The following is a 24348-nucleotide window of genomic DNA, read 5'->3' on the forward strand; positions in this document are numbered from 1 at the left end:
ATTTAACTAGAAGTTATCTACATTTAAAATTACCCTAACCGACCGATAATCTTTTATACTCAAGAAGCTATTATTTATTTTAATGATAGCTTCTTTAGTTTTTGATAGCGATTGTTTTTTAGGAATTTTTACCAATATATTTTTATGAAACTGATTTCTAATTCTAGAAATTGGTGGTGATTCTGGGCCTAAAACAGCTGCTCCAAAAAACTGTCTTAGTGATTTTGCATACCAAATAGAAGCCTCTTCTACCCTATTATAATCTTTATGTTTTAAAGTAATTTTTATCTGTTTATAAACGGGCGGATATTTAAAATTAAACCTATCATTCATTTGCTCATTATACATATCTGTATAATTATTGGTAGATACTTGCTGCAATATATTATGATATGGGTTATACGTTTGAATAAGCACTTTACCTCTCTCTTGAGTTCTACCGGCTCTACCTGATACCTGAACCATAAGTTGAAAACTACGCTCATGAGCTCTAAAATCTGGAAAATTTAGCATGTTATCGGCATTCATAATACCAACCAGTTTTACATGTCTAAAATCTAATCCTTTAGTAAGCATCTGCGTACCCACTAGTATATCTATTTCTTGCTGCTCTAAGGCGGTTATTATTTTTTCATAGCCATATTTACCTCTGGTGGTATCTAAATCCATTCTAGCTACCTTAGCATCAGGAAATAACAATTTAGCTTCTTCTTCAATCTGTTCTGTTCCAAAACCTTTACTATCTAAATCTGGACTTCCGCAAGCCATACAAGTTTGAGGCATAGACATATTATATCCACAATAATGACAGCGCAACTGGTTTCTATATCTGTGATATGTTAAACTTACATCGCAATTAGGGCACTGTGGTGAGTGCCCGCAAGTATTACACTCTACAATTGGCGAAAACCCACGCCTATTTTGAAATAAAATAATTTGCTTACCTTCTTCTAAAACTTCGATTATTTCTTCAATAAGTCTATCGCTAAAATGCCCTTTCATACGCTTGCGCTTATGCTTATCTTTTATATCTACCAATTCAATATCTGGCATTAGCACATTATTATACCTATGCGTTAATTCTACCAAAGCATATTTATTTTGTTTAGCGTTATAATAACTTTCTAAACTAGGTGTTGCAGAACCTAACAAGGTTTTTGCTTTATGAAATGCTGCTAAAACTACAGCCGTGTCTCTTGCATGGTAGCGTGGTGCAGGGTCAAATTGCTTAAAAGATTGTTCATGTTCTTCATCAACAATAATAAGACCTAAATTATTAAACGGTAAAAATATAGATGAACGCGCACCTAATACTATTTTCGCCTTAGAGGAATTATCTAATACGTTATTCCAAACCTCAACACGCTCATGTACAGAATATTTAGAATGAAAAATAGCAACCTGATCTCCAAAATAATTTTGTAATCTATTAACCAACTGTGTTGTTAAAGCTATTTCTGGTAATAAATACAACACTTGTTTACCGCTTTGTATAACATCTTCAATAAGTTTTACATATATTTCTGTTTTACCAGATGATGTAACCCCATGAAGTAGTGTTACATTATTTATTTTAAAAGATTCTTTAACCTCTTTTAATGCAGTTTCTTGATATTCATTTAAATGTTTAGATACCTCATTATCCTCACCTTCATATTGTACCCTATCGGTTTGTATATGATACTCTTCTAGTATTTCTTTTTCTACTAAAGTTTTGATAATTTGCGAAGAACCACCGCTTTCCTTAACTAAATCAGAAACCTTTACAGGTTTTTTAGTTGTTGCCGAAATTGAAAACAACGTCATTATAACTTCTCGCTGCTTTGGTGCTCTACTCATTTTTTCTAACAAGTCTTGTAATGCTTTTTCAGAAGAAAAATTGGCATGTAACTTTACATACCTTACTAATTTTGGTTTATATTTTTCATAAACCTCTTCTTCTACAGAAACAGCTCCTTTTTCAATAAGTCTTTTTATAACAGGAAGAACATTTTTTTTATCAAGAATATTAGAAATATCATGAATTTTTAATGAAGACTGATGGTGCAACGCTTCGTAAATTAAAAATTCATCATCTTTTAAAACTGATTCATCAATGCGCTTAACAAGGTTTTTAGTAACTACCGTTTCACTCTCTAAAATAAAGGCACTTGGTAAAGCTGCTCGCATGACATCGCCCATAGTGCACATGTAGTATTTAGAAATCCACTCCCATAAATTTAATTGAATACCATTTACAATAGGCGTTTCATCTAAAATTTGTTGAATCTCTTTAGCTTCATAAACGGTTGGCGCATTATTATGAATATTATAAACCAACCCAGTATAGATTTTAGATTTCCCGAAAGGTACTGCTACACGCATCCCTTTTTTTAAAAAACTAGCTTCTGCTGAAGTTATACTATAGGTAAATAACTTTTGGAGCGGAATTGGCAGGATAACATCTATAAAATGGTGCATAAACTAAAATCTTTTACGCAACTTGTTTAAAGATGCATTTAACTCATAGCCCAGAAGTAAAATATTGGCATTTAGCCAAAGGTAAAACATTAAAATTAACAGTGCACCTATAGAGCCATAAAGCTTATTGTATTGCCCAAAATTCTCAATATAAATACCAAACAAATAAGATGACAATATTATAAGTAATGTTGTAAAAAGTGCTCCTATTGAAAAGAATTTTGAGTGTTTTCCTTCTTGAGTTCCATAATAGTATAAAGTAGCTGTTGCTAAATAAACCATTACTATAAAAAATACATATTGCGCTAAATTAGCCCAAAACACATTTTGAGAATCTACTGCAAAAGCATTAAGCAAGCCCTGTACTACATATATTTGAAAATATCCTAAAAAGGCTATAGTTAAAATAATTAAAAAGGCGAGAATTAAGGCAATGCCTAAGGCATACAAATATTGTTTAAAAATATTTCGTGTTAATTGTTCATGATACGAATATTCAAACCCTGAAAAAACTGCATTTACTCCATTTGCCATTAAAGCTATAGATAAAATAAAAACTGAAGATAACAATCCGCCTCTTTGGGTTTGATCTATGTTTTCAAAAATATTATGTAAAAAAAAATCTGATGTATTAGGAGGTAAAAACGATTCTAAAAAAACTAAAAAATCTGTTTTAAAACCTTCAATAGGAATGTATGGTATTAGTATTAAAACAAATAACAAAAAAGGAAAGAGCGCCATAAAAAAGCTAAAGGCAATAGCACTAGCTCTAGTAGTTAAGGCTCCTTTTGCTATACCAATAATGTATAATTCTAATAAATCGTACAATGATAACCCCTCTAAACCTGGAAGCTTAATTTTTTTAAAAAACCGCACCAAGACATTTATAACAGGAATTTTATCTAGTTTGTCTTCAATGGGTTTGGTCATAAATAACTTATCTTAATAGGTTAAGTTAATACAAAGTTATTAAATTATGACAGTAGAATAACTATTGAAAAAGAAACTATTTTATGGCTTTTAAACTTAAATCCATATTATGAACAGAATGTGTAAGTGCACCACAAGATATATAATTAACCCCACACTCTGCATAATGCCTAATAGTATCTTCATTTATATTTCCTGAAGATTCTGTTAAACATTTATCACCAATCATTTCAACTGCTTTCCGAGTATCTTCGTAATCAAAATTATCTAATAAAATTCTAAAAACGCCTTCGTTTCTTAAAATTTCTTCTACTTCACTTAAATTTCTGGCTTCAACCATAATATCTAAGTTTTTACCAGTTTCTTTTAAATATAGTTTAGATGTTTCTATGGCTTTGGTAATACCTCCTGCAAAATCAATATGATTATCTTTTAGCATAATCATATCATACAATGCAAATCTGTGGTTTTCTCCGCCACCAATTTTAACTGCCCATTTTTCTAAAACTCTAATTCCAGGAGTAGTTTTTCTAGTATCTAAAATTTTGGTATTTGTACCTTTAACCAAGTTTACAAAATGTCTAGTTTTAGTAGCAATTGCACTCATGCGTTGCATAGCATTAAGTACAGTACGCTCTGCTTTAAGGATAGATTGTGATGGCCCTTCAACATACATAACTACATCTCCATACGTTACTTCTGTGCCATCTTCAATACGTACATCTAATTTTAAATTCTTGTCTACGTATGCAAAAATTTTCTTTGCAAAGTTAACGCCGCCTATAACGCCTTTATCTTTAACTAAAAGTTTAGCTTTACCTCTAGCGTTTTCTGGAATACAAGCTAATGAACTATGGTCGCCATCTCCAACATCTTCTCGTATTGCGTTTGCAATTATAGCTCTTATTTCACTATCAAACTGCTCCTGTGTAATCATATTTTTTGTTGGTTTGCAACAAAAATAATAAATAGATTTACTTTTTTAAATTTTAGATTTACGAAATTACTATTTATTTCCATTTTAAATTAATATTTCGTAAACTGAAACCAGAATTTTTAATATTATGACTATTAAGCTAATTGCCATTGGAAAAACAGATAACCATGAATTACAGACACTTATAAACAATTATATAAAACGTTTAGGCTTTTATATTAGGTTTTCTTTTGAAATTATTCCAGATATAAAAAATTCTAAAAATTTAAGTGAAGAACAGCAAAAACTAAAAGAAGGCGAACTGATTTTAAGTAAATTAGCCCATTCTGATACTTTAGTGCTCTTAGATGAAAAGGGAAAACAGCAATCTTCTGTTGAGTTTTCTAGATATTTACAAAAACACATGAATTCTGGTATAAAACAACTTGTTTTTGTTATTGGTGGTCCTTACGGATTTTCTGAGGCCGTTTATAAAAAAGCAAATGGTAAAATATCATTATCTAAAATGACATTTTCACATCAGATGGTTAGGTTATTTTTTATTGAGCAACTTTATAGAGGTTTTACAATTTTACGTAATGAACCTTACCATCATAGGTAATTTAATCTCAGTCTCAGTTATCAGTTTTCAGTTTTCAGTTATCAGTTTTCAGTGTGTTTACTCAGGCAACTTTAGTTTTTGTTACAGCAAAAAAAAGATGATTAAAACTTAGTTCTAATCATCTTTTAATGCAATTATTTGGTTACCTACCGTAAGGCTTCCATCAATTTTAATGCGTTTTATAAACTTCTTTTCGTTTTTTAAGTTGACGCTCTAAATCACTTATGGTTTCTCTAACAGATACTTCAAAGTTTCGTTCATTAGAGGTTGCAAAAATTCTTGGTCCGGGCAAACTCAATTCTATATTACAAATTTTACCCTCTTCGTGTTGATTTTCATCTTGTTTAAAATGAACCGTTGCACTTATTAAAAACTCATATCTGTTAAATAATTTACTTAATTTTTCTTCAGTAAAAGCTGAGAGCGTTTCACTTACATCTACATTTACATACTGGAAATTTACTGTCATATCTTATTTTTTTATATCATTAAATTTAGTTTTATTTTTTTTATTTCATCATGATTTTTATCATAAAATTTACTTTGTTTTAGCTTTAACACCTTTGTTTTAAAGCCTAATAAAACACCTATACATTCATCACACAAAAACTTTTAGACATTAAAACATTAGGGTTAAATAATACTTTTTTAGAAAATGATAAGTTACAGAATGCTTTCTATTAAAAAAAATAATTAAGCGTTTTAACTAAATTATAACTGTTCACTTTGCTCCAAAGACTTTAAGATGGACTTTAGTTCTCCTGATTTTATGGGTTTAATGATATAATCTGAAATTTCACTAATGCTTTTTGCTTTTTTAATATCAACCGGATCTACAGAAGAAGACACCATATAAATTATTATTTTCTTACCTACTTTGGGCTTTATTTTTACGTATTCTTCCATAAACTGGAAACCATCCATAATAGGCATATTAATATCTAACAATACTACATCTGGAAGTTCTGTTGATTTATTTAGATTCTCTATGAAAAAATTTAAAGCCTCTTCTCCGTCAGAAAATGCAATAATTTTTTTAGCCAATTTAAGAGACTCCAATGTTTTAATTACAGTAAATTGATATATATCATCATCATCAATAATGCAGATGTTGAAAGGGTTATTCATAAATATAGTTTTAGTTTATTAATTAAAAATTTATATAAAAAGTAGTACCTTCATTAACTTTACTTGTTGCCGAAATGGTTCCCCCCATTGCTTCAACTTGCATTTTAGTAATAAATAACCCTACTCCTTTGGCTTCGGGATGCCTATGAAAGACTTTGTTTAATCCAAATAACTTATGCCCATGTCTTTCTAAATCAATTCCTAACCCATTATCTTTAAATTTTAGTTTTATTTTTTCATTCTCTATTTCAGATTCAATAAAAAGTTCTGGTGAACGATTCTTATCTCTATATTTAATTGCATTACCCACTAAATTAAGAAAAATACTTTCCAAATAAACATTGTTGTAAGAAACACTGTTTATTTTAGAGAAATCACTTATAATTTTAGCGTTTGTTTTTAATATTTCTCCTACTAGCATTTCTTTTGTTTTATTTAAAACATCATCAAACATAATAACTTCTGATTTTTTTGATGTTTCATTTTTAATCTTTATAGCGTTAACCAAAGTATTTAGTGTTAAAGTAAGATGATGAATAACTTTTTCAAACTTCTTAAAAAGTTTAACTTTATCTTCTTCATTGTCTGATTCATTATAAAAATCTAAAAGTGAGTTAAGGTTACTTACTGGAGCACGTAAATTATGAGAGGTAATATGTGCAAAATCTGCTAATTGTGTATTTTGAGCAGTTAATTTATTTGCCAGTACTTCTAAATTTTCTTTTGCTTTAATTATTTTACTTTCTGCTAATTTTTGTTCAGTTATGTCTCTTATTGCTGCAGACACTAATAATCCTTCTTCTGTTTGTAACGGACTAAGGCTTATTTGTATAGGAATTTCTAACCCGTTTTTATTAACCCCATATAGTTCTTTTCCTTGCCCCATACTTCTTGTTTTGGGACTAGTAAAGAAGGTGTCACGATAGCCCTGATGCATTCCTATAAAACGCTTTTGAATGAGTATTTCTACTGGCTTTTCTATTAACTCTTCTGCAGCATATCCAAACAATTTTTCTGCCTGTTTATTAACAAGTTGTATTTTTCCTTTTTCATTTACTATTACCATAGCATCAGGAGCAGACTCTAACAATCCTCTAAACTTCTTTTCTGCCATTTTTTGCTCTGTTATATCCTGACAAGTTCCTATTATTTCTAGAATTTCTCCCTTATCATTAGTAATGGCTTTTCCTGAAAGCTTAACCGTTTTTACTTTTCCGTTTGTTGATATGCGGTGTGTAAAATTTTCAAATACTTTCTCTGAATTGTTTTTTTTATGGCGTTCTTTTACTATAGTTATATCGTCTGGGTGAACATAACTAAGATATGTTTTAAAACTTAAGTTTTCTGCACTCTCATTTGCTTCTAACATATTATATAAATTTCTAGACCACAACATTTTATCTGTAGACCGATTCCATTGCCAATGCCCTAATAATGCAATTTCTTCTGCAAGGTTTAGTAACTGATTTTTTCTTAAAAGTTCATTTTCTGCTTTCTTTCTTTTAGATATATCTGAAGAGACAGCTAAGAAACCTATTTTTTCACCTTCCTCATTTTTTAGTGCTGTTAACGTTAATTGAACAGGAATTGTTGAACCATCTTTTCTTACATATGTCCACTCCCTAGCATCATATGCATTTTGTTTTGATAACTCTAAGAGCGGATTAAATCCTATTGGGTTTTTACCATATTGATTGGCAATATCATTTCTAAACTTATTTAACTCTTCTTTTATATGGTAAATTTCTGGTTTTTGTAACCCTATCATTTCTGAAGCCGAATAACCTGTTAAAATTTCTGCTCCACGGTTGAAATGATTAATAACACCATTATTATCTGTAGTTACAATGGCTATTGGTTTAGCGTTAAATATAGCTTGCAATTCTCTATGAGCTTTGTTTAAAGCTAATTCTGATATTTTTTTATCGTTTATGTCTTGAAAAACTCCAAAAATACGTACACATTTACCATCTACAATTTCAGCTTGCCCTATAGCACGTGTCCATATTACATTTTTTTTAGCCGTTACAAGCTCTACTTCTACATCATAAGGAGCACCATATTCTATAGCTTCTTTAACTACTCTTTCAATGGTATCTCTACTTTTTCCTTCTTTAAAAAAATTAATGGCAGTTTCTAAATCTGGTTTATAGTTTTTAGGCACTTCATGTATCTCACGCACCATTCTACTCCAGAAAATTTTATCTTTTACTAAATCAACATCCCATGTTCCTATTCTAGCAACTTCATTTGTGCTATCTAGTATTTTCTCTATTTTAATTTTCTCTTCATCTTTTTCTTTTATATGAGTAACATCTCCTGTATGCATAATTAACCCCCCAATATTACCTTTTGAAATATACCAAGGACGCACATCCCAAAATATCCATTGAACTGTTCCATCTGCTCTAGTAAAAGGAGCTTCATCACAAACATCTATAGCTCCATTAAGGCATTTTTGATGTTTTGCTTTCCAGTCTTCGCCTATTTCTGGAAAAAGTTCGTAATGTGAACGACCAATAATTTCTTGCCCGTCCATTTTATAATCTTTTATCCAGCGTTTAGACACGGCAATGTATTTCATATCTGTATCTAGCATAGCAATAGCTGTAGGAGCTTGCTCAATAAAAGCTTTATTATAATTTTCTTTTATCTCTAAATCTGTTTTGAGTTTTGTTAACTCTAACATATTTGCCTTTATCTTATTTTCTGAAATAGCTAAATCATTATTAGTTTTTACAAGCTTATTATTTTTATTTAATAATTGTTTTAGGGCAGGTTTTAAAACAAATATAAATTCGCCAATTAATATTAAAGCTGCTATTAATGCTAAAAAATAAATACTGTTTATTAACTTTTGAAGTTTGTTTTCTGCTGCTTTTTGGTATTCGTTAACCACAGCATCCATAGCCGATAGATAAAAAGGTTCTGCTGATGCAATGTTGTCTACATATTGCTTAATTAACTTTGGGTTGGAGTTTTCTACAATTTTTATGCTTGAAAATGTTATTTTTTTTAAATATAACTCACTAACTTTTAGTAACGAATCTACCTTACTACTTTTATCATTAAGTCTATTCTCTGAACAAAGATATTCATGAGCATTTTCAAATTCGTTTGTAAAGCTTTTTAATGAATTTATAGCACTAGGCTTTAAAGTTTCATCTGTGTTTTCTTCAATAAAATATGCTGTTTTAGCTATACTTTCACAAAGCATACGTTGCTTGCCCAACACATTAACCATTAAAATGTCTTTTTTTTGATTTTTAACACTCTTATGGATAACAATCAAAACCACTATAATTAAGAGTATAATGGTAGATATAAATAATATATATCTTTTTTTAATTGACTTCTCTAGGCTATTCATCATTAGTTTTTATTTGTCAACTAATTAAAACTGATTTATCTTAAACAAAATTTAATTCTTATTTTGATTCTTCTTGTAAATCATTATGACACAACCAATAGAGTTAAGTCACATATTTTCAATGAAATATGACCAAAATAAATGAATGAGAGAATGTGAGAGTGTGAAAATAAATTATTACTTGGGGCAACAAATATTCTTATAGCAGTTGCAAAACTATGAAAATTAAAATAATTATAAGTGTTTTTTTTCACTAACCTAAACTTATTGTTACTTTGTAATATCAAAAAAAAAATCTTTTTTAATGCAACTTGTTTTCGCCACCAATAACCACAATAAACTTAACGAAGTTCAAGCTTTAATGCCAAAACACATTAAACTTTTAAGTTTAAAAGATATTAATTGCTTAGAAGATATTCCAGAAACCCAAAATACTATTGAGGGAAATGCAATACAAAAAGTAGAATACATTAAAACCCATTATGGGTACAATTGTTTTGCAGATGACACTGGGTTAGAGGTTGAAGTTTTAAACGGTGCACCTGGAGTTTATTCAGCAAGATACGCTGGTAACCAACGAAATAGCGATGACAATATGAACAAATTACTAAATGAGCTAAGTAATAAAGAAAACAGGAATGCCCAATTTAAAACTGTTATAGCACTTCACTTAAATAACAAAATTTACACCTTTACAGGTATTTGTAAAGGCATTATTACTAATACTAAACAAGGTAAAAAAGGATTTGGCTATGACCCCATATTTAAACCTCAAGGTTACAAAGAAACCTTTACTCAAATGGATCTAAACCTAAAAAACAGCATTGGGCATCGCGGAAAAGCAATTAAACAATTAATTAATTTTTTAAATTCTTAAAACTTTACAAAAAATTGTCATCTAGTTGGCTGTTAATATTCTTTATATTACTTTTAATCTATGATGACAGAAGAAGCTATTGAAATAGAAAATGCAGCCATAACAAAAGCCTACAAAGAACTTTTAAAGGTAAGCTACACTACGCTTTCTGATGACGATAAAAAACTAATAAGAAGTGCCTTTGAAGTAGCTCTTGATGGACACAAAAACCAGCGTAGAAAGTCTGGTGAAGCTTATATTTTTCACCCGCTAGCTGTAGCTAAAATTGTAGCACAAGAAATTGGACTAGATGGCACTTCTATTGCTGCTGCATTATTGCATGATGTTGTTGAAGATAGTCCAGATTACACTATTGAAGATATTGAAAAACTATTTGGCAAAACCGTAGCAACCATTGTTGATGGTCTTACTAAAATATCATCTTTAAGTAAAGAAAAAGACATGGATGTGTCTTTACAAGCAGAAAATTTTAGAAAAATGCTGCTAACACTTAATGATGATGTTAGGGTTATCATTATTAAAATTGCAGATAGACTTCACAATATGCAAACTATGGATTCTATGCGTCCAGATAAGCAAGAAAAAATAGCCTCAGAAACCCTTTATATTTATGCTCCACTAGCCCACAGAATAGGACTTTACAACATTAAAACTGAACTTGAAGATTTAGGACTAAAATATACTGAACCAGATGTTTACAATGACATTCTTAGTAAAATAAAAGAAAGTAAAGAAGAACAAGACGAGTATATTAATCAATTTAGTGGTGTTATTAAAAAATCTTTAGATAAAGAAAATTTTCAATACACTATTAAAGGGCGCCCAAAATCCATTTTTTCAATACGAAAAAAAATGCAAAAACAAGGGGTGACATTTGATGAGGTTTATGACAAGTTTGCAATTAGAATTATATATAAAAGTGATTTAGAAAACGAAAAGTTTTTTGCTTGGAAAATATACTCAATTGTAACAGACCACTTTAGACCAAACCCTATACGATTAAGAGATTGGATTTCATCCCCTAAATCTACAGGCTATGAGGCACTTCACATTACCGTTATGGGGCCCAAAGGGCGCTGGGTTGAAGTTCAAATTAGAAGTGAACGTATGAACGAAATAGCCGAAAAAGGCTATGCCGCTCATTATAAATACAAGCAATCAAACGAAAAAGAAGACAGCTTAGATACATGGATAAACAGGCTACAAGAAGCCCTTGAAAATCCAGAAACCAATGCCGTAGATTTTGTTGAGCAATTTAAACTCAATTTATACTCAAAAGAAATCTTTGTTTTTACACCTAAAGGCGATTTAAAATCACTACCAAAAGGTGCCACTGCCCTAGACTTTGCTTTTGGTATACATACAGAAATTGGCATGAAAACCAGAGGAGCAAAAGTAAATGGGAAATTAGTTCCGTTAAGTCATGAATTAGTAAGCGGGGATCAAGTAGATATTTTAACATCAGAAAGTGCTAAACCTAATTCAAACTGGTTAGACTACGCAACCACCGCAAGAGCTAGAAGTAAAATTAAATCGGCTTTAAGAGAAGATAAAAAACGTATTGGTGAAGAAGGAAAAGAAATTCTTAGAAGAAAACTTAAACAACTTAAAATAAACTTAAATGAATCATCAATTAATGAGCTAGTAAACTTCTTTAAACTTAAAACAAGTTTAGATTTATTTTATAGAGTTGGCATTGGTACTATTGATAATACTATGCTCAAAAACTTTGCTTCATCTAGAAGCAATGCGTTAATGAGCTTTATTAAAAATAAAATTACTAGAAAATCTACCATTAAAAAGGAAGATTTAGAAAAAGAAGAAATAACAAGTAATTATGATTCTTTAGTTTTTGGTAAAGAACAAGAAAAACTAGATTATAAACTATCTAATTGTTGTAACCCCATACCCGGAGACCCTGTTTTTGGTTTTTTAACTGTTTCAGATGGGATTAAAGTTCATAAAAAAAACTGTCCTAATGCCGTAAGTTTACAATCTAATTATGCTTATAGAATCTTACCTGCTAAATGGGTAGATTCTACACACCAAGTATTTGTAGCTAAAATTGTTATATCTGGAATTGATAATATTGGTCTGGTAAATGAAATTACACAAATAGTATCTTCTAACATGAGCGTAAACATGAAAAGTCTGAATTTTGAAAGTAATGACGGGCTTTTTTCTGGAAAAATTAATATAGAAGTTAAAAATAATACTATTATAAAAAAGCTAATTGAAAAACTTAAAAAAATTAATGGTATAGATAAGGTTACTAGAGTGTAAAAAAAGTGTAAATTTGCCATGGAATTATGACCGCAAAAGCAGACAACAAAAATCAGGAAATAGTTAAAAGTGTTTTTACCGGCTTTTTAGAAAGTAACGGACACAGAAAAACACCAGAGCGTTACGCTATACTACAAGAAATCTATAATAGTGATGAGCATTTTGATATAGAGTCTCTATATCTTAACATGAAAAACAAAAAATATAGAGTATCTCGTGCTACACTTTACAACACCATAGAATTACTTTTAGAATGTGGTTTAGTTAGAAAACACCAGTTTGGACAAAACCAAGCACATTACGAAAAATCATATTTTGATAAGCAACATGATCACGTAATTCTTACCGATACCGGAGAAGTTATAGAATTTTGTGATCCAAGAATTCAATCTATTAAAAAAACTATCGAAGAAGTTTTCAATATTGAAATTAATAATCACTCACTTTATTTTTACGGAAATAGAAAATCAAACAAATAACTAATTTTTTACAATGGCAGTAGATTTACTACTAGGACTACAATGGGGAGACGAAGGCAAAGGGAAAATTGTTGACGTACTAACAAAAGATTATAATATTATAGCACGTTTTCAAGGTGGTCCAAATGCAGGACACACCCTAGTTTTTAACGGAAAAAAACACGTGCTACACACAATTCCTTCAGGAATTTTTCATGATGACGCCATGAATTTAGTTGGTAACGGCGTTGTTATAGACCCCGTAATTTTTAAAGGTGAATTAGATAAATTAGCCGAACAAAACATAGACTATAAAAAGTCACTCCTTATTTCTCGTAAAGCACACATAATTTTACCAACACATAGACTTTTAGACGCCGCAAGTGAAGCTTCAAAAGGAAAAGCTAAAATTGGTTCTACCCTAAAAGGTATTGGACCAACTTATATGGATAAAACCGGAAGAAACGGTATAAGAGTTGGAGATTTAGAATTAGCTGACTGGAAACAACGCTACAGAGCTTTAGCAGACAAACACGAGTCTATGATAGACTTTTACAATGCAGATATAGAATATAACCTAAAAGAATTAGAAGAAGAATTCTTTAAAGCCATTGATGTTTTAAAATCATTAACCTTTATTGATTCTGAAGAGTACGTATATCAAGCTCAAAAAACAGGAAAAACTATTTTAGCCGAAGGTGCTCAAGGCTCTCTTTTAGATATAGATTTTGGTACCTATCCATTTGTAACGTCTAGTAACACCACTGCTGCAGGAGCTTGTACTGGTTTAGGCGTAGCACCTAACCAAATTGGTGAAGTTTTTGGAATTTTTAAAGCTTATACAACTCGTGTTGGCTCTGGCCCATTCCCTACTGAATTATTTGATGAGGATGGCGAAACCATGGGGCGTGTAGGTAATGAATTTGGAGCTACAACCGGACGAAGAAGACGCTGCGGATGGTTAGATTTAGTAGCCTTAAAATATGCTTGTCAGGTAAATGGTGTTACCCAGTTAAATATGATGAAAGGCGATGTGCTTTCTGGGTTTAAAACCTTAAAAGTATGTACCGCTTACAAATACAAAGGCGAAGTCATTAAGCATTTACCCTACAATATTGAACCAGAAAATGTAGAACCTGTTTATACTGAAGTAAAAGGTTGGGAAGCAGATTTAACAGAAATGACAGACGCTTCTCAGTTCCCTAAAGAGTTGAATGATTATATAAACTTCTTAGAAAAAGAACTTGAAATCCCTATTACTATAGTTTCTGTAGGTCCAGATAGAAAACAAACTATTTTCAGAAAATAATTTCTTAATTAAAAATAAAAAAACGCTCCAAAAATATTTTGGAGCGTTTTTCGTTTCAAAATAATCACACATCATAATTATCATTATTTTTGCCTCAAATATTTTTATTTTGAATAAAACACAGCTTAAATATTTTTTCTATTTCATTTGCTTTTTCTCGGTAATAAACGGTTACGCACAAGAGAAAAAAGAAGTTCAAATAAAATATTCTGGGTTTTTAACTACAGATGAAGAAAACTATCCGGGAGCAAGAATTTTAACTAGAGATGATTCTCAGCAAGTACACATTGCTCATGAGAGTATAGATTTATGGTGCGACAGAGCTATTCACTACGGAAAAGAAAATTTTATTGAAGCCTATGGTAATGTAAAAATGAAACAAGCCGATACCGTAAGCATGACTTCAAAATATATTGAATATAGTGGCATTACGCAATTGGCCTTAGCACGAGGAGAAGTAGTTTTAAAAGACCCACAAACCACAGTTTCATCTGATACTATCTATTTTGACAGGTTGAAACAAGAAGCATTTTATCGAAGTGGTGGCACCGTAGTAAAAGACACCACCGTTACTATTACAAGTAAAATAGGACGGCATTATATGCAAGAAAACAAATTTAAATTTGTTGAAAATGTTGTTTTGGTAAATGATAGTTCTACTATTAAATCTAATTATTTTGATTATTATTCAGATACAGGTCACGCATACTTATTTGGTCCCTCAACCATAACCACTCCAGAAAGTAAAACCTATTGTGAAAAGGGTTTTTATGATACTGAAAACGAAATTGGCTATGCACTAAAAAATGCTAGAATAGAATATAATAACAGAATAATTGAAGGCGATAGCCTTTATATGGATAACAATAAAAATTTTGCTTCTGCTTCTAACAATATAAAAGTTACAGACACCTTAAACCATAGTATCATAAAAGGACATTATGCCGAGGTTTATAAAAGCGAAGAAAAAGATTCTGTATTCATAACAAAAAGAGCCCTTGCCATAACCGTTCAAGAGAATGATTCTGTATACATGCACGCAGATAAAATTATGGTTACCGGAAAACCTGAAAACAGAATTATTAGAGCTTATTATAACGCTAGAATTTACAAATCTGATTTAAGTGGAAAAGCAGACTCTATACACTCTAATCAAAAAACAGGCTTAACAAAATTAATCAACTTAAATAAATTCAGTTCTTCAGACAAATTTGCTGTAACTAAAAAACCCATTCTTTGGAACCTAGAAAACCAAATGACTGGTGACACCATTCACCTAATTTCTAACCCAGACTCAGAAAAAATCGATTCTCTCTTAGTTTTTGAAAATGCCTTTATTATTAGTAAAGATACTATTAGTAAAACCGGCTTTAATCAAATTTATGGCATGCGTTTAAAAGGTCTGTTTAATGACCAAAACAAACTAAGGCAAGTAGATATTACCCAAAATGCCGAATCTATTTTTTATGCCAGAAACGACAAACAAGAACTAATAGGTATTGATAAAGCTAAATCTGGAAGCATTTCAATACTTTTTGACGAAGAAGGTATTGAAGAATACACAAGAATAAACCAAATTGATGGAACACTCACCCCAGAATCTCAGTTTCTAGAAAAAGATAAACTCTTAAGAGGCTTCGATTGGCGTGAAGAAGAACGTATAAATAGTGTTGAAGATTTATTTAAAGACGACCCTCCCTTAGATTTACCAATAATAAAAGGACTTGAAGATTATGTCCCTCAAGATGCCTTTTTTGATGAAGACATGTTAGAACGTATAAATCAGGCTGGTAAACATGCCTCGGAAAGTATTATACTAAGTGAAAAGAATGATATAAATGGTATTAAATTAAAAAATCTTTTAAAATCTAGTAAAAATTTAGAATCCAACGATTGGAAAAAAACCAATTTAAGAGTAGAAAAGGTTGTTTCAAATTCTCCAAGCTTAACAAAAGTAAACAAACTAATCCCTTCAGTTGAAAAAAATGGTTATTTATATCAGGGAGTAGCTAATTCTAAATCACAAATAAAATTTTCAATTACAGCCAAGGGTAATGGGAAAATCACCATTTTTATTCGTGATAATGAAAACGGAAAAACTAAAGTACATCACAATCATATAGACCTAACTCAGTCTTGGAAAACTTTCTCTGTTAGCTGTACAAAATCTAGTATTGAAAATGATATTACTGTTGTAATAGGTGGTATAGATAAAAATGAAAATGTTTTTATTAAAAAAACTGATTTAATTGAAGTATTAAAGGAATAGAATGAAAACTAATTTCCTAAAATACCAAGCCCAAACAAGTCCACACCCTTTAGCTATGGAAATCTCTCATGCTAAAGGCTCTTATATATATGATACAAACCAAAAAGCTTATTTAGATTTTGTTGCAGGTGTTTCGGCTTGTCCGTTAGGCCATAATCATCCACTTGTTGTAAATGCCATAAAAGAACAACTAGATAAATACATGCATGTTATGGTTTACGGGGAGTATGTTCAAGAACCAGCTGTAGAACTCACCAAATTACTGGCCGATAAGTTACCCAATCCATTAAAAAAAACATATCTAACCAATTCTGGTACCGAAGCTATTGAAGGCGCCTTAAAATTAGCAAAACGCGCAACTGGAAGAAGTGAAATAATAGCAGCAAATAAAGCATATCATGGTAACACCATGGGTTCAATGAGTGTAATGGGCTTTGAAGAACGTAAACAAGCTTTTAGACCTCTTTTACCAGATATCAGGTTTATTGATTTTAATTCAGAAAAGGATTTAGAACAAATTACAACCAAGACAGCCTGTATAATATTAGAAACCATTCAAGGTGGCGCTGGCTTTATAGAGCCCAAAAACAACTACTTAGAAAAAGTTAGAAAAAAATGTAATGATGTTGGAGCTTTATTAATTCTAGATGAAATTCAACCAGGAATAGGAAGAACAGGTAAGCTTTTTGGGTTTGAAAACTACAATTGCATTCCAGATATTTTGGTAACAGGAAAAGCTTTAGGCGGAGGCATGCCCATTGGTGCTTTTACTGCCTCTAGTAAATTAATGGATTTGCTTATGGACAATCCAAAACTAGGACACATAACTACCTTTGGAGGGCACCCAGTAATTGCTGCATCTGCTTTAGCAACACTAAAAAAAATCACTCAAAGTAATTTAATGGATTTAGCTCTAAAAAAAGAAAACCTTTTTAGAAAACTATTAGTCCATCCCCTAATTAAAGAAGTAAGAGGTAAAGGCTTAATGCTTGCTATTATAACAGACTCAGCAGAAACAACCAACACATTGATATTAAAATCTCAAGACCAAGGATTAATACTTTTTTGGCTTTTATTTGAACAAAGAGCGGTTAGAATTACCCCTCCTTTAACTATTTCTGAAGAAGAAATCACCAAAGGATGCTCTATAATCATCAGTATTTTAGATGAAATAACCCAACAACAAACACCATCCAAATCATTGTAAATCAAAACAATAAAAACTAAAAAGACAAAGCCAAACTATACCTGTTCATTACTTTGTTAAAAACATTTACAAAATCCAGTAAAACAAAACAAATAGAAACTTAAATTTATTCTAGTAGAACCTTACAAATGTGCTTATGGAGTTTAGTCATAACGACAACAACAATTTACCTCTCACTAAGTTTGAATCGATGTTAAAAACAAATCATATTTTGTTCTTCGATTCTGAAGAATTCGAAAACATTATCCATTATTATCTTAATCAAGGGAAAATTGCACTCGCCAAAAAAGCCATTAAACTAGGGCTAGATCAACATCCTACTTCTATTAACTTAAAACTTTTTAAAGTTGAAGTTTTTGTTTTTGAAGATAAACTAATAGAGGCTGATAATTTACTTAATGAACTTTATAGTATAGACCCAAAAAATGAAGAAATCTATATTCAAAAAGCTAATGTGCTATCTAAAAGAGATGAACATCAACAAGCTATTGATGTACTAAAAAGAGCTTTAGAATTAGCCGATGATTTAGTTGATTTATACTCTTTAATAGGAATGGAATATCTTTTTCTTGATGAATATGAAAATGCCAAAACCTATTTCATGAAATGCTTAGAAGCAGATCTTCAAGATTATTCCGCGCTTTATAATGTTATTTACTGTTTCGAGTTTTTAAACCAGAATGAAGAAGCAATTTCTTATTTAAATACATTCTTAGATAAAAACCCATATTGTGAAGTTGCATGGCATCAATTAGGAAAACAATATATGGTTTTAAAAAATTACCAAAAAGCCCTTGCCGCTTTTGACTTTGCCATTATATCTGATGACACTTTTGTTGGAGCCTACCTAGAAAAAGGAAAAGTTTTAGAAGCTTTAAACAGATATGAAGATGCTATTGAAAGCTATAGCATTTCTTTAAAATTAGATGACCCAACATCATTTGCCCTATTACGAATTGGCGCCTGTTATGAAAAATTAAAAAATAATGAGCTAGCTGTACAATACTATTATAAAACAGTACATGAAGATCCCCTTTTAGACAAAGGCTGGATTGCCATTACTAAATTTTACAACAAAAATAAAAATTACCAAAAGGCATTATACTACATTAATAAAGCCATAAATATTGATTCTGAAAACGTAAATTACTGGAAACTATATGCCCAAATAAACCAAAGACTAAACTTATATGAAGAGGCAGAAAGAGGTTTTAAAAAAGCTTTAGATCTAGGTAATTACGAATTAAACACTTGGCTATCAAGAGGCGATTTACTTATTAAATTAGGAGAACCAGAGGCCGCTATTAAAAATTTTGAACAAGCCATTGAATTCTACCCAGAAAATGCAGAATTAGAATTTAGATTGGCTGGTTTGTTTTTTCTAAAAAATGAAATTAGAGAAGGTGAATTTCATCTAAAAAATGCTATCAGTCATAACGGTGAATTTTCTTTTATTTTAGAAGAGTTATTCCCTTCTGTTTCTAATAAAATTCTCGTAAAAAACCTACTAAAACAAAACTTATAGTTTAAAACGTTGATTTAAATTGCATACCTTTGATTTTTGTGCAAAAAAAAAATTAAACTATGCAAAGACGTTTTATTGATTATTTTGTAATATCATTAAAAGGATTAGCCATGGGAGCTGCCGATGTAGTACCAGGTGTATCTGGCGGAACTATAGCTTTTATCTCTGGCATTTATGAAGAACTAATAACTTCACTTAACAATATTAGCTTTTCTTTATTTAAAACCCTAAAAAATAACGGATTAAAATCTACTTGGAAGCAATTAAATGGTAATTTCTTATTAGCCCTTTTTATAGGTATTGGCATTAGTGTTTTATCTCTCGCTAAAGGTTTAGAATGGGCTATACATAACCACCCTATACTAATTTGGTCATTCTTTTTTGGTCTAGTTTTAGCTAGTATTATTTTTATTGGTAAACAAATAAAAAAATGGCGACTCATCACAATAATAGGTTTAATTCTTGGAGCATTTGTAGCTTATTACATTACATCTATACCCTCTTTAAGTGCATCTAGCTCTGGTTACTGGTTTATGTTTTTGGCAGGTGCTTTAGCCATTTGCGCTATGATTTTACCTGGTATATCTGGAGCTTTTATCTTAGTTTTATTAGGAGCTTACCAACCTGTTTTAGAAGCCCTAAACAATAAAGATTACAAAACAATTTTAGTAGTTGGCATTGGTGCTGTAGTTGGGTTGCTATCTTTTTCTAAACTTTTAAAATGGTTATTTAAAAACTATCATAATCTTACATTGGCTATTTTAACTGGCTTTATTATTGGCTCATTAAACAAAATTTGGCCTTGGAAAGAAACCTTATCATTTAGAACCAATTCAAAAGGAGAACAAATTGCCTTTTTAGAAAAAAGTATTTCTCCATTTTCCTTTGAAGGAAATAACCAATTAGCATTAGCCATAGTTTTAATGATTATAGGGTTTGCTACTATTTTTATTCTTGAAAAACTTGGATCTAAAAAACAGTAATGCAAAGTACTAGAACATTTACAGATAAAATTTTTCTAGTTTTAAAAGGACTAGGTATGGGAGCTGCTAATAAAGTTCCAGGTGTGTCTGGAGGTGTAGTGGCTTTTGTTGCAGGGTTTTATGAAGAATTTATTTATTCACTTCAAAAATTTAATGGTAAAGCCTTTAAACTTTTAATAAACGGACGTTTTAAAAGCTTTTTTCGCTACATAAATGGAGTCTTTATTAGTCTTTTATTTTTTGGAATGATTATTAGCTACTTTAGTATTTCTAAATTATTAGACTACCTCATACTTCATTATGAATTGTATGTTTGGAGCGTATTCTTCGGAATGATAATTGGCTCTATTTACTACATAAGTAAAGATTTTGAGGGATGGTGTACTAAAGCATACATAGCCCTTGCAATAGGTATTATTATAGGGATTAGTATTAGTTTTTTAGACCCAGCAAAAGAGAATGACAACCTTCTTTTTGTCTTTTTCTGCGGAATGATAAGCGTTTCTGGCATGACACTACCTGGCTTTTCTGGCTCATTTATCTTAATATTAATGGGAAACTATGTTTTACTTTTAGTAGACTCTGTTAATGCTTTATATGATACTATTTTTGACATGATATCTGGCGATTTTTCATTTATTGATAACCCAGAAAGAATTAAAATGCTAAAAGTTTTAACTGTGTTTACTTTAGGATCTGTAACCGGTTTAGTAACATTTTCTCATATATTAAATTATGTTTTAAAACACTTCAGAAACATTACACTTTCACTCTTAACAGGTTTTATTATAGGCTCTTTAGGTGTAGTATGGCCCTGGAAAAGAACTGTTTTTCAAACTAATCCAGACGGTTCTTTTGTTTTTGATTCTAGTGGTGAAAAAATTGTAGAAAATTACCAAAGATTTTTACCAAAATTAGAAGGCGATACTTTTTTAGCCATAGGCTTTATTATTATAGGTGTATTTATTGTATTGGCATTAGAGTGGTACGGACAAAAAACAAGAAAAATTAAACAATGAATAAATTAGGACTTTTAGGAAAAAACATTTCTTATTCATTTTCAAGAACTTACTTTAAATCTAAGTTTGAAAAAGAACAAATAACAGATACAACTTATGAAAATTTTGATATTGAATCTATAGATCTGTTTCCTTCAATTATTAAAAACACTAAAAATTTAAAAGGTATGAATGTAACTATTCCTTATAAAGAAGTAGTTATGCCTTATCTTGATAAAATAAATAAAAAAGCTGCCAAAATAGGTGCTGTAAACACAATTAAAGTAACAAAAAAAGGAAAATTAGTTGGTTACAATACAGATTATTATGGGTTTAAAAAATCTATTGAACCCCTCCTAAAATCTCATCATAAAAAAGCCTTAATTCTAGGTACAGGAGGTGCTAGTAAAGCCATAGCTTACAGCTTAAAAAAACTAGGAATACGTTTTCAGTATGTTTCAAGAAAACAATCTAAAGGTGTTGGTTTTACATACCAAACATTAACAACAGATGATATAAAAAATAATACGGTAATAATAAATTGTACTCCTTTAGGCACTTTTCCTAATGTAGAAGAATGCCCAAATATTCCGTACAACGGAATTACTAACAAACACATTTTGTTCGATTTAATTTATAACCCAGAAGAATCTACTTTTTTAAAACACGGCAAAGAAAAAGGTGCTACCACTATTAATGGTTTAAAAATGTTAGAATTACAAGCCGAAAAAGCTTGGTCTATTTGGGGTTTAGAATAAAATAAGCTTATTAATTTTTCCCAAATAATTCAAATATCTTAGCTTTAAACGCAACAATAAAAACAGAAAATTATTCACAAACATTAAATCGGCATTCTAAACTTTGTAAATCAATTTAGTTGTTAGTATCTTTAGAGACTTAACAATTTTTTTTGAACCTTAACATTTTTATAAAATGTCTGATGATAATAACAAACTGCAGAACACAGAAAACGCTGATAAAAGTAATTTAAACGTAAACGCTAATGATTTAAACACTAATAAATCATTAGAATCTTCTGATAAACAAATAGCCGAAAACACAACCCCTGAAGCTGAAGTTTCAGATAATAAAGTGGTTGATGAAACTAACACTGAGTCTGATAAAGAAGAAAAGGTTTTAGAATCTACCAATAAATCAGACGATGAAGTTATAAATGAAATAGAAGAATCTAATGCAGAAGACGCTGAAGATGAAGGCAATAAAGAACGCCATACCATTGAGGTAAAAGACTATGATTCTATGTCTTTAGAAGCTTTAGCTATTGAGTTAGAAAAACTTTTAAAAAATGAAAAAGTTCAAGCCATTAAATCACACGTTGATAAAATTAATGGTGTTTTTAAAACTAAATTTCAAGCTTTAGTAGATGAAAAGAAAGAAGATTTTATAAATAATGGCGGTCATGAAATAGACTTTTACTACTCATCTCCCGTTCAAAAAAGATTCAAAACAGCCTATAGAGATTATCGTAAAAAACTTAACGAACATTACCAAAATATAGAAAAAAACCTCAAAGATAATTTAGCTAAAAAACTTAAAATTATTGAAGAGTTAAAAGGCTTAATTAACGTTGAAGAAAACATAAATACCACCTACAAACATTTTAAAGAACTTCAAGAAGAATGGCGTAATACAGGACCTATTCCTAGAGATAAATACAACAATGCTTGGAATAGTTACCACCATCATGTAGAACGTTTTTATGATTTTCTGCATTTAAACAGAGATTTACGCGACCTAGATTTTAAACATAACCTTGATAAGAAACTAAAAATTATTGAGCGTGCTGAAGAATTGGCAAAAGACGACAATGTATTGCGTGCCTTTAGAGAACTTCAGGAGTTACACAAAATGTGGAAAGAAGAACTTGGTCCGGTTGCAAAAGAACACAGAGAAGTTATCTGGGAAAAATTTAAAGCAGCCACCAAAATAATTAATGATAAACGTCAAGCATACTTCAAAGAAATTGATAAAGTTTACGAGAAAAACCTTGAAAAAAAGCTTGAAATTATTTCTGAAATTGAAGCAATAACCAATCAAGAAAATGCTAACACTCACAATGCTTGGCAAAAGAAAATTAAACAAGTTGAAAGCTTAAGAAATGATTTCTTTAACGCAGGAAAAGTTCCTATAAAAGTAAATGAAAGTACTTGGGCTAAATTCAAAGAATCTGTTAGAAAATTTAATAGAAAAAAGAATGCCTTTTATAAAGATTTAAAGAAAGAACAATATACCAATCTTCAGAAAAAACTCGATTTAATTAAGGTAGCTGAAGATAATAAGGATAGTGACGATTTTGAAACCATAACCCCTTTGATGAAAAAAATTCAAAGTGATTGGAAAAAAATTGGTCATGTGCCCAGAAAAGACAGCGACAAAATTTGGAAACAATTTAAAAATGCCTGTAATCATTATTTTGATAGATTACACGCTACCAGAAATGCTGCCAATAAAGAAAATATTGAAGCTTTTAATAAAAAGAACGAACTACTTAACAATTTAAAAGCAATAAAACTTAAAGGTGATAAAGAAGAAAACATTAAAACCATAAAAGACCAAATTAACCAATGGAAATCATTAGGCAGAGTACCTAATGATAAACGCTACATTGAAGGTAAATTTGAAAAAACCATTGATGAATTACTTTCTGGTTTAAATATGGATAAAAATGAAATAGAAATGATTAAGTTTGAAAACAAACTTGACAATCTAAACAATCCTGAAGACACTAGAAACTTAGACAATGAACGTGCTTTTATTAGAAAAAAGATTGATGAAGTTAAAGGTGAAATTAACCAACTTGAAAATAATTTACAGTTTTTTACTAATGTTGAAGATGATAACCCTTTAGTAAAAGAAGTACGTAATAATATAAAAGCTCATAAAGAATCTTTAAAACTTTGGAAAATTAAGTTACAAAAAATTAAAGAGCTTTATTAAAAGCTCTTTAATTTTTGTTTACACGCTTTACGGGATAGTTAGTGTCCACACTTTA

General features: G+C 30.4%; 18 protein-coding genes. 12 read left to right on the forward strand and 6 right to left on the reverse strand.

Translation table 11 applies throughout. From position 1 onward, the window contains the following. Window positions 1-6 precede the first annotated feature (6 nt). From priA to nadC, 3 genes are all read right to left on the reverse strand, one after another. The gene (gene priA, locus J1D01_RS03970) at window positions 7-2460 is read right to left on the reverse strand and encodes a replication restart helicase PriA (RefSeq protein WP_421149915.1); all 2454 of its coding nucleotides are present in this window, start codon (window positions 2458-2460) and stop codon (window positions 7-9) included. Between the two features lie 3 nt (window positions 2461-2463). Then, entirely contained in the window at window positions 2464-3390 is a 927-nt protein-coding gene (locus tag J1D01_RS03975; RefSeq protein ID WP_372936579.1) for a YihY/virulence factor BrkB family protein, read from the reverse strand. Between the two features lie 76 nt (window positions 3391-3466). Further along, complete coding sequence (nadC, locus tag J1D01_RS03980; protein ID WP_372936577.1) at window positions 3467-4327, reverse strand: carboxylating nicotinate-nucleotide diphosphorylase; 861 nt, start codon at window positions 4325-4327, stop codon at window positions 3467-3469. Between the two features lie 127 nt (window positions 4328-4454). On the opposite strand from nadC, the gene rlmH reads away from it, so the two are divergent. After that, window positions 4455-4928 (forward strand): 23S rRNA (pseudouridine(1915)-N(3))-methyltransferase RlmH, encoded by a 474-nt coding sequence (gene rlmH, locus J1D01_RS03985; protein WP_372936575.1) that lies wholly within the window; start codon window positions 4455-4457, stop codon window positions 4926-4928. 169 nt (window positions 4929-5097) lie between these two features. On the opposite strand, the gene hpf is transcribed toward rlmH, so the two are convergent. The 3 genes from hpf to J1D01_RS04000 form a co-directional block, all read right to left on the reverse strand. Beyond that, the gene (gene hpf, locus J1D01_RS03990) at window positions 5098-5397 is read right to left on the reverse strand and encodes a ribosome hibernation-promoting factor, HPF/YfiA family (RefSeq protein ID WP_372936573.1); all 300 of its coding nucleotides are present in this window, start codon (window positions 5395-5397) and stop codon (window positions 5098-5100) included. A gap of 242 nt (window positions 5398-5639) precedes the next feature. Beyond that, a complete protein-coding gene (locus J1D01_RS03995; protein ID WP_372936571.1) occupies window positions 5640-6056 on the reverse strand; it encodes a response regulator in 417 nt (138 codons plus the stop codon). 22 nt (window positions 6057-6078) lie between these two features. After that, window positions 6079-9348, reverse strand: coding sequence for a PAS domain-containing sensor histidine kinase (locus J1D01_RS04000; protein WP_421149916.1), 3270 nt, complete (start codon window positions 9346-9348; stop codon window positions 6079-6081). A gap of 382 nt (window positions 9349-9730) precedes the next feature. Here J1D01_RS04000 and J1D01_RS04005 point away from each other — a divergent pair, with 382 nt between their 5' ends. The 11 genes from J1D01_RS04005 (at window position 9731) to J1D01_RS04055 (ending at window position 24293) form a co-directional block, all read left to right on the forward strand. Beyond that, window positions 9731-10303, forward strand: coding sequence for a non-canonical purine NTP diphosphatase (locus tag J1D01_RS04005; RefSeq protein ID WP_421149917.1), 573 nt, complete (start codon window positions 9731-9733; stop codon window positions 10301-10303). A gap of 63 nt (window positions 10304-10366) precedes the next feature. Continuing rightward, window positions 10367-12586, forward strand: a complete 2220-nt coding sequence (locus J1D01_RS04010) for a RelA/SpoT family protein (protein ID WP_372936583.1) — start codon at window positions 10367-10369, stop codon at window positions 12584-12586. A 26-nt stretch (window positions 12587-12612) separates the two neighbouring features. After that, entirely contained in the window at window positions 12613-13065 is a 453-nt protein-coding gene (locus tag J1D01_RS04015) for a Fur family transcriptional regulator (RefSeq protein WP_372936565.1), read from the forward strand. A 13-nt stretch (window positions 13066-13078) separates the two neighbouring features. Further along, window positions 13079-14353, forward strand: coding sequence for an adenylosuccinate synthase (locus J1D01_RS04020; RefSeq protein ID WP_372936563.1), 1275 nt, complete (start codon window positions 13079-13081; stop codon window positions 14351-14353). Between the two features lie 109 nt (window positions 14354-14462). Next, the gene (locus tag J1D01_RS04025; protein ID WP_421149918.1) at window positions 14463-16622 is read left to right on the forward strand and encodes an OstA-like protein; all 2160 of its coding nucleotides are present in this window, start codon (window positions 14463-14465) and stop codon (window positions 16620-16622) included. Between the two features lies 1 nt (window position 16623). Then, window positions 16624-17829 carry an aspartate aminotransferase family protein gene (locus J1D01_RS04030; protein ID WP_421149919.1) on the forward strand — a complete coding sequence of 402 codons (1206 nt, stop codon included), beginning with the start codon at window positions 16624-16626 and terminating at the stop codon, window positions 17827-17829. A 136-nt stretch (window positions 17830-17965) separates the two neighbouring features. Then, window positions 17966-19354: a tetratricopeptide repeat protein gene (locus J1D01_RS04035; RefSeq protein WP_421149920.1), complete on the forward strand. Its 1389-nt coding sequence runs from the start codon at window positions 17966-17968 to the stop codon at window positions 19352-19354. A 59-nt stretch (window positions 19355-19413) separates the two neighbouring features. Continuing rightward, on the forward strand, window positions 19414-20337 hold the full coding sequence (locus J1D01_RS04040) for a DUF368 domain-containing protein (protein WP_372937308.1): 924 nt from the start codon (window positions 19414-19416) through the stop codon (window positions 20335-20337). Next, the gene (locus J1D01_RS04045; RefSeq protein WP_421149921.1) at window positions 20337-21356 is read left to right on the forward strand and encodes a DUF368 domain-containing protein; all 1020 of its coding nucleotides are present in this window, start codon (window positions 20337-20339) and stop codon (window positions 21354-21356) included. The genes J1D01_RS04040 and J1D01_RS04045 overlap by 1 nt, the downstream gene beginning before the upstream one ends. Beyond that, window positions 21353-22093, forward strand: coding sequence for a shikimate dehydrogenase family protein (locus tag J1D01_RS04050; protein ID WP_421149922.1), 741 nt, complete (start codon window positions 21353-21355; stop codon window positions 22091-22093). Before J1D01_RS04045 ends, J1D01_RS04050 begins: the two co-directional genes overlap by 4 nt. A 175-nt stretch (window positions 22094-22268) precedes the next feature. Beyond that, window positions 22269-24293: a DUF349 domain-containing protein gene (locus tag J1D01_RS04055; protein WP_372937311.1), complete on the forward strand. Its 2025-nt coding sequence runs from the start codon at window positions 22269-22271 to the stop codon at window positions 24291-24293. Window positions 24294-24348 lie beyond the last annotated feature (55 nt).

It is taken from the genome of Seonamhaeicola sp. NFXS20 (assembly GCF_049132085.1).
GTDB lineage: Bacteria > Bacteroidota > Bacteroidia > Flavobacteriales > Flavobacteriaceae > Seonamhaeicola.

Bases quoted from the DNA above. Each gene is read 5' to 3' on its own strand.
- J1D01_RS03975 (WP_372936579.1), bottom strand. From the start codon at position 3,390: ATGACCAAACCCATTGAAGACAAACTAGATAAAATTCCTGTTATAAAT.
- J1D01_RS04055 (WP_372937311.1), top strand. From the start codon at position 22,269: ATGTCTGATGATAATAACAAACTGCAGAACACAGAAAACGCTGATAAA.
- J1D01_RS04030 (WP_421149919.1), top strand. From the start codon at position 16,624: ATGAAAACTAATTTCCTAAAATACCAAGCCCAAACAAGTCCACACCCT.
- hpf (WP_372936573.1), bottom strand. From the start codon at position 5,397: ATGACAGTAAATTTCCAGTATGTAAATGTAGATGTAAGTGAAACGCTC.
- priA (WP_421149915.1), bottom strand. From the start codon at position 2,460: ATGCACCATTTTATAGATGTTATCCTGCCAATTCCGCTCCAAAAGTTA.
- J1D01_RS04015 (WP_372936565.1), top strand. From the start codon at position 12,613: ATGACCGCAAAAGCAGACAACAAAAATCAGGAAATAGTTAAAAGTGTT.
- J1D01_RS04020 (WP_372936563.1), top strand. From the start codon at position 13,079: ATGGCAGTAGATTTACTACTAGGACTACAATGGGGAGACGAAGGCAAA.
- J1D01_RS04050 (WP_421149922.1), top strand. From the start codon at position 21,353: ATGAATAAATTAGGACTTTTAGGAAAAAACATTTCTTATTCATTTTCA.
- J1D01_RS04040 (WP_372937308.1), top strand. From the start codon at position 19,414: ATGCAAAGACGTTTTATTGATTATTTTGTAATATCATTAAAAGGATTA.
- rlmH (WP_372936575.1), top strand. From the start codon at position 4,455: ATGACTATTAAGCTAATTGCCATTGGAAAAACAGATAACCATGAATTA.
- nadC (WP_372936577.1), bottom strand. From the start codon at position 4,327: ATGATTACACAGGAGCAGTTTGATAGTGAAATAAGAGCTATAATTGCA.
- J1D01_RS04045 (WP_421149921.1), top strand. From the start codon at position 20,337: ATGCAAAGTACTAGAACATTTACAGATAAAATTTTTCTAGTTTTAAAA.
- J1D01_RS03995 (WP_372936571.1), bottom strand. From the start codon at position 6,056: ATGAATAACCCTTTCAACATCTGCATTATTGATGATGATGATATATAT.
- J1D01_RS04005 (WP_421149917.1), top strand. From the start codon at position 9,731: ATGCAACTTGTTTTCGCCACCAATAACCACAATAAACTTAACGAAGTT.
- J1D01_RS04010 (WP_372936583.1), top strand. From the start codon at position 10,367: ATGACAGAAGAAGCTATTGAAATAGAAAATGCAGCCATAACAAAAGCC.
- J1D01_RS04035 (WP_421149920.1), top strand. From the start codon at position 17,966: ATGGAGTTTAGTCATAACGACAACAACAATTTACCTCTCACTAAGTTT.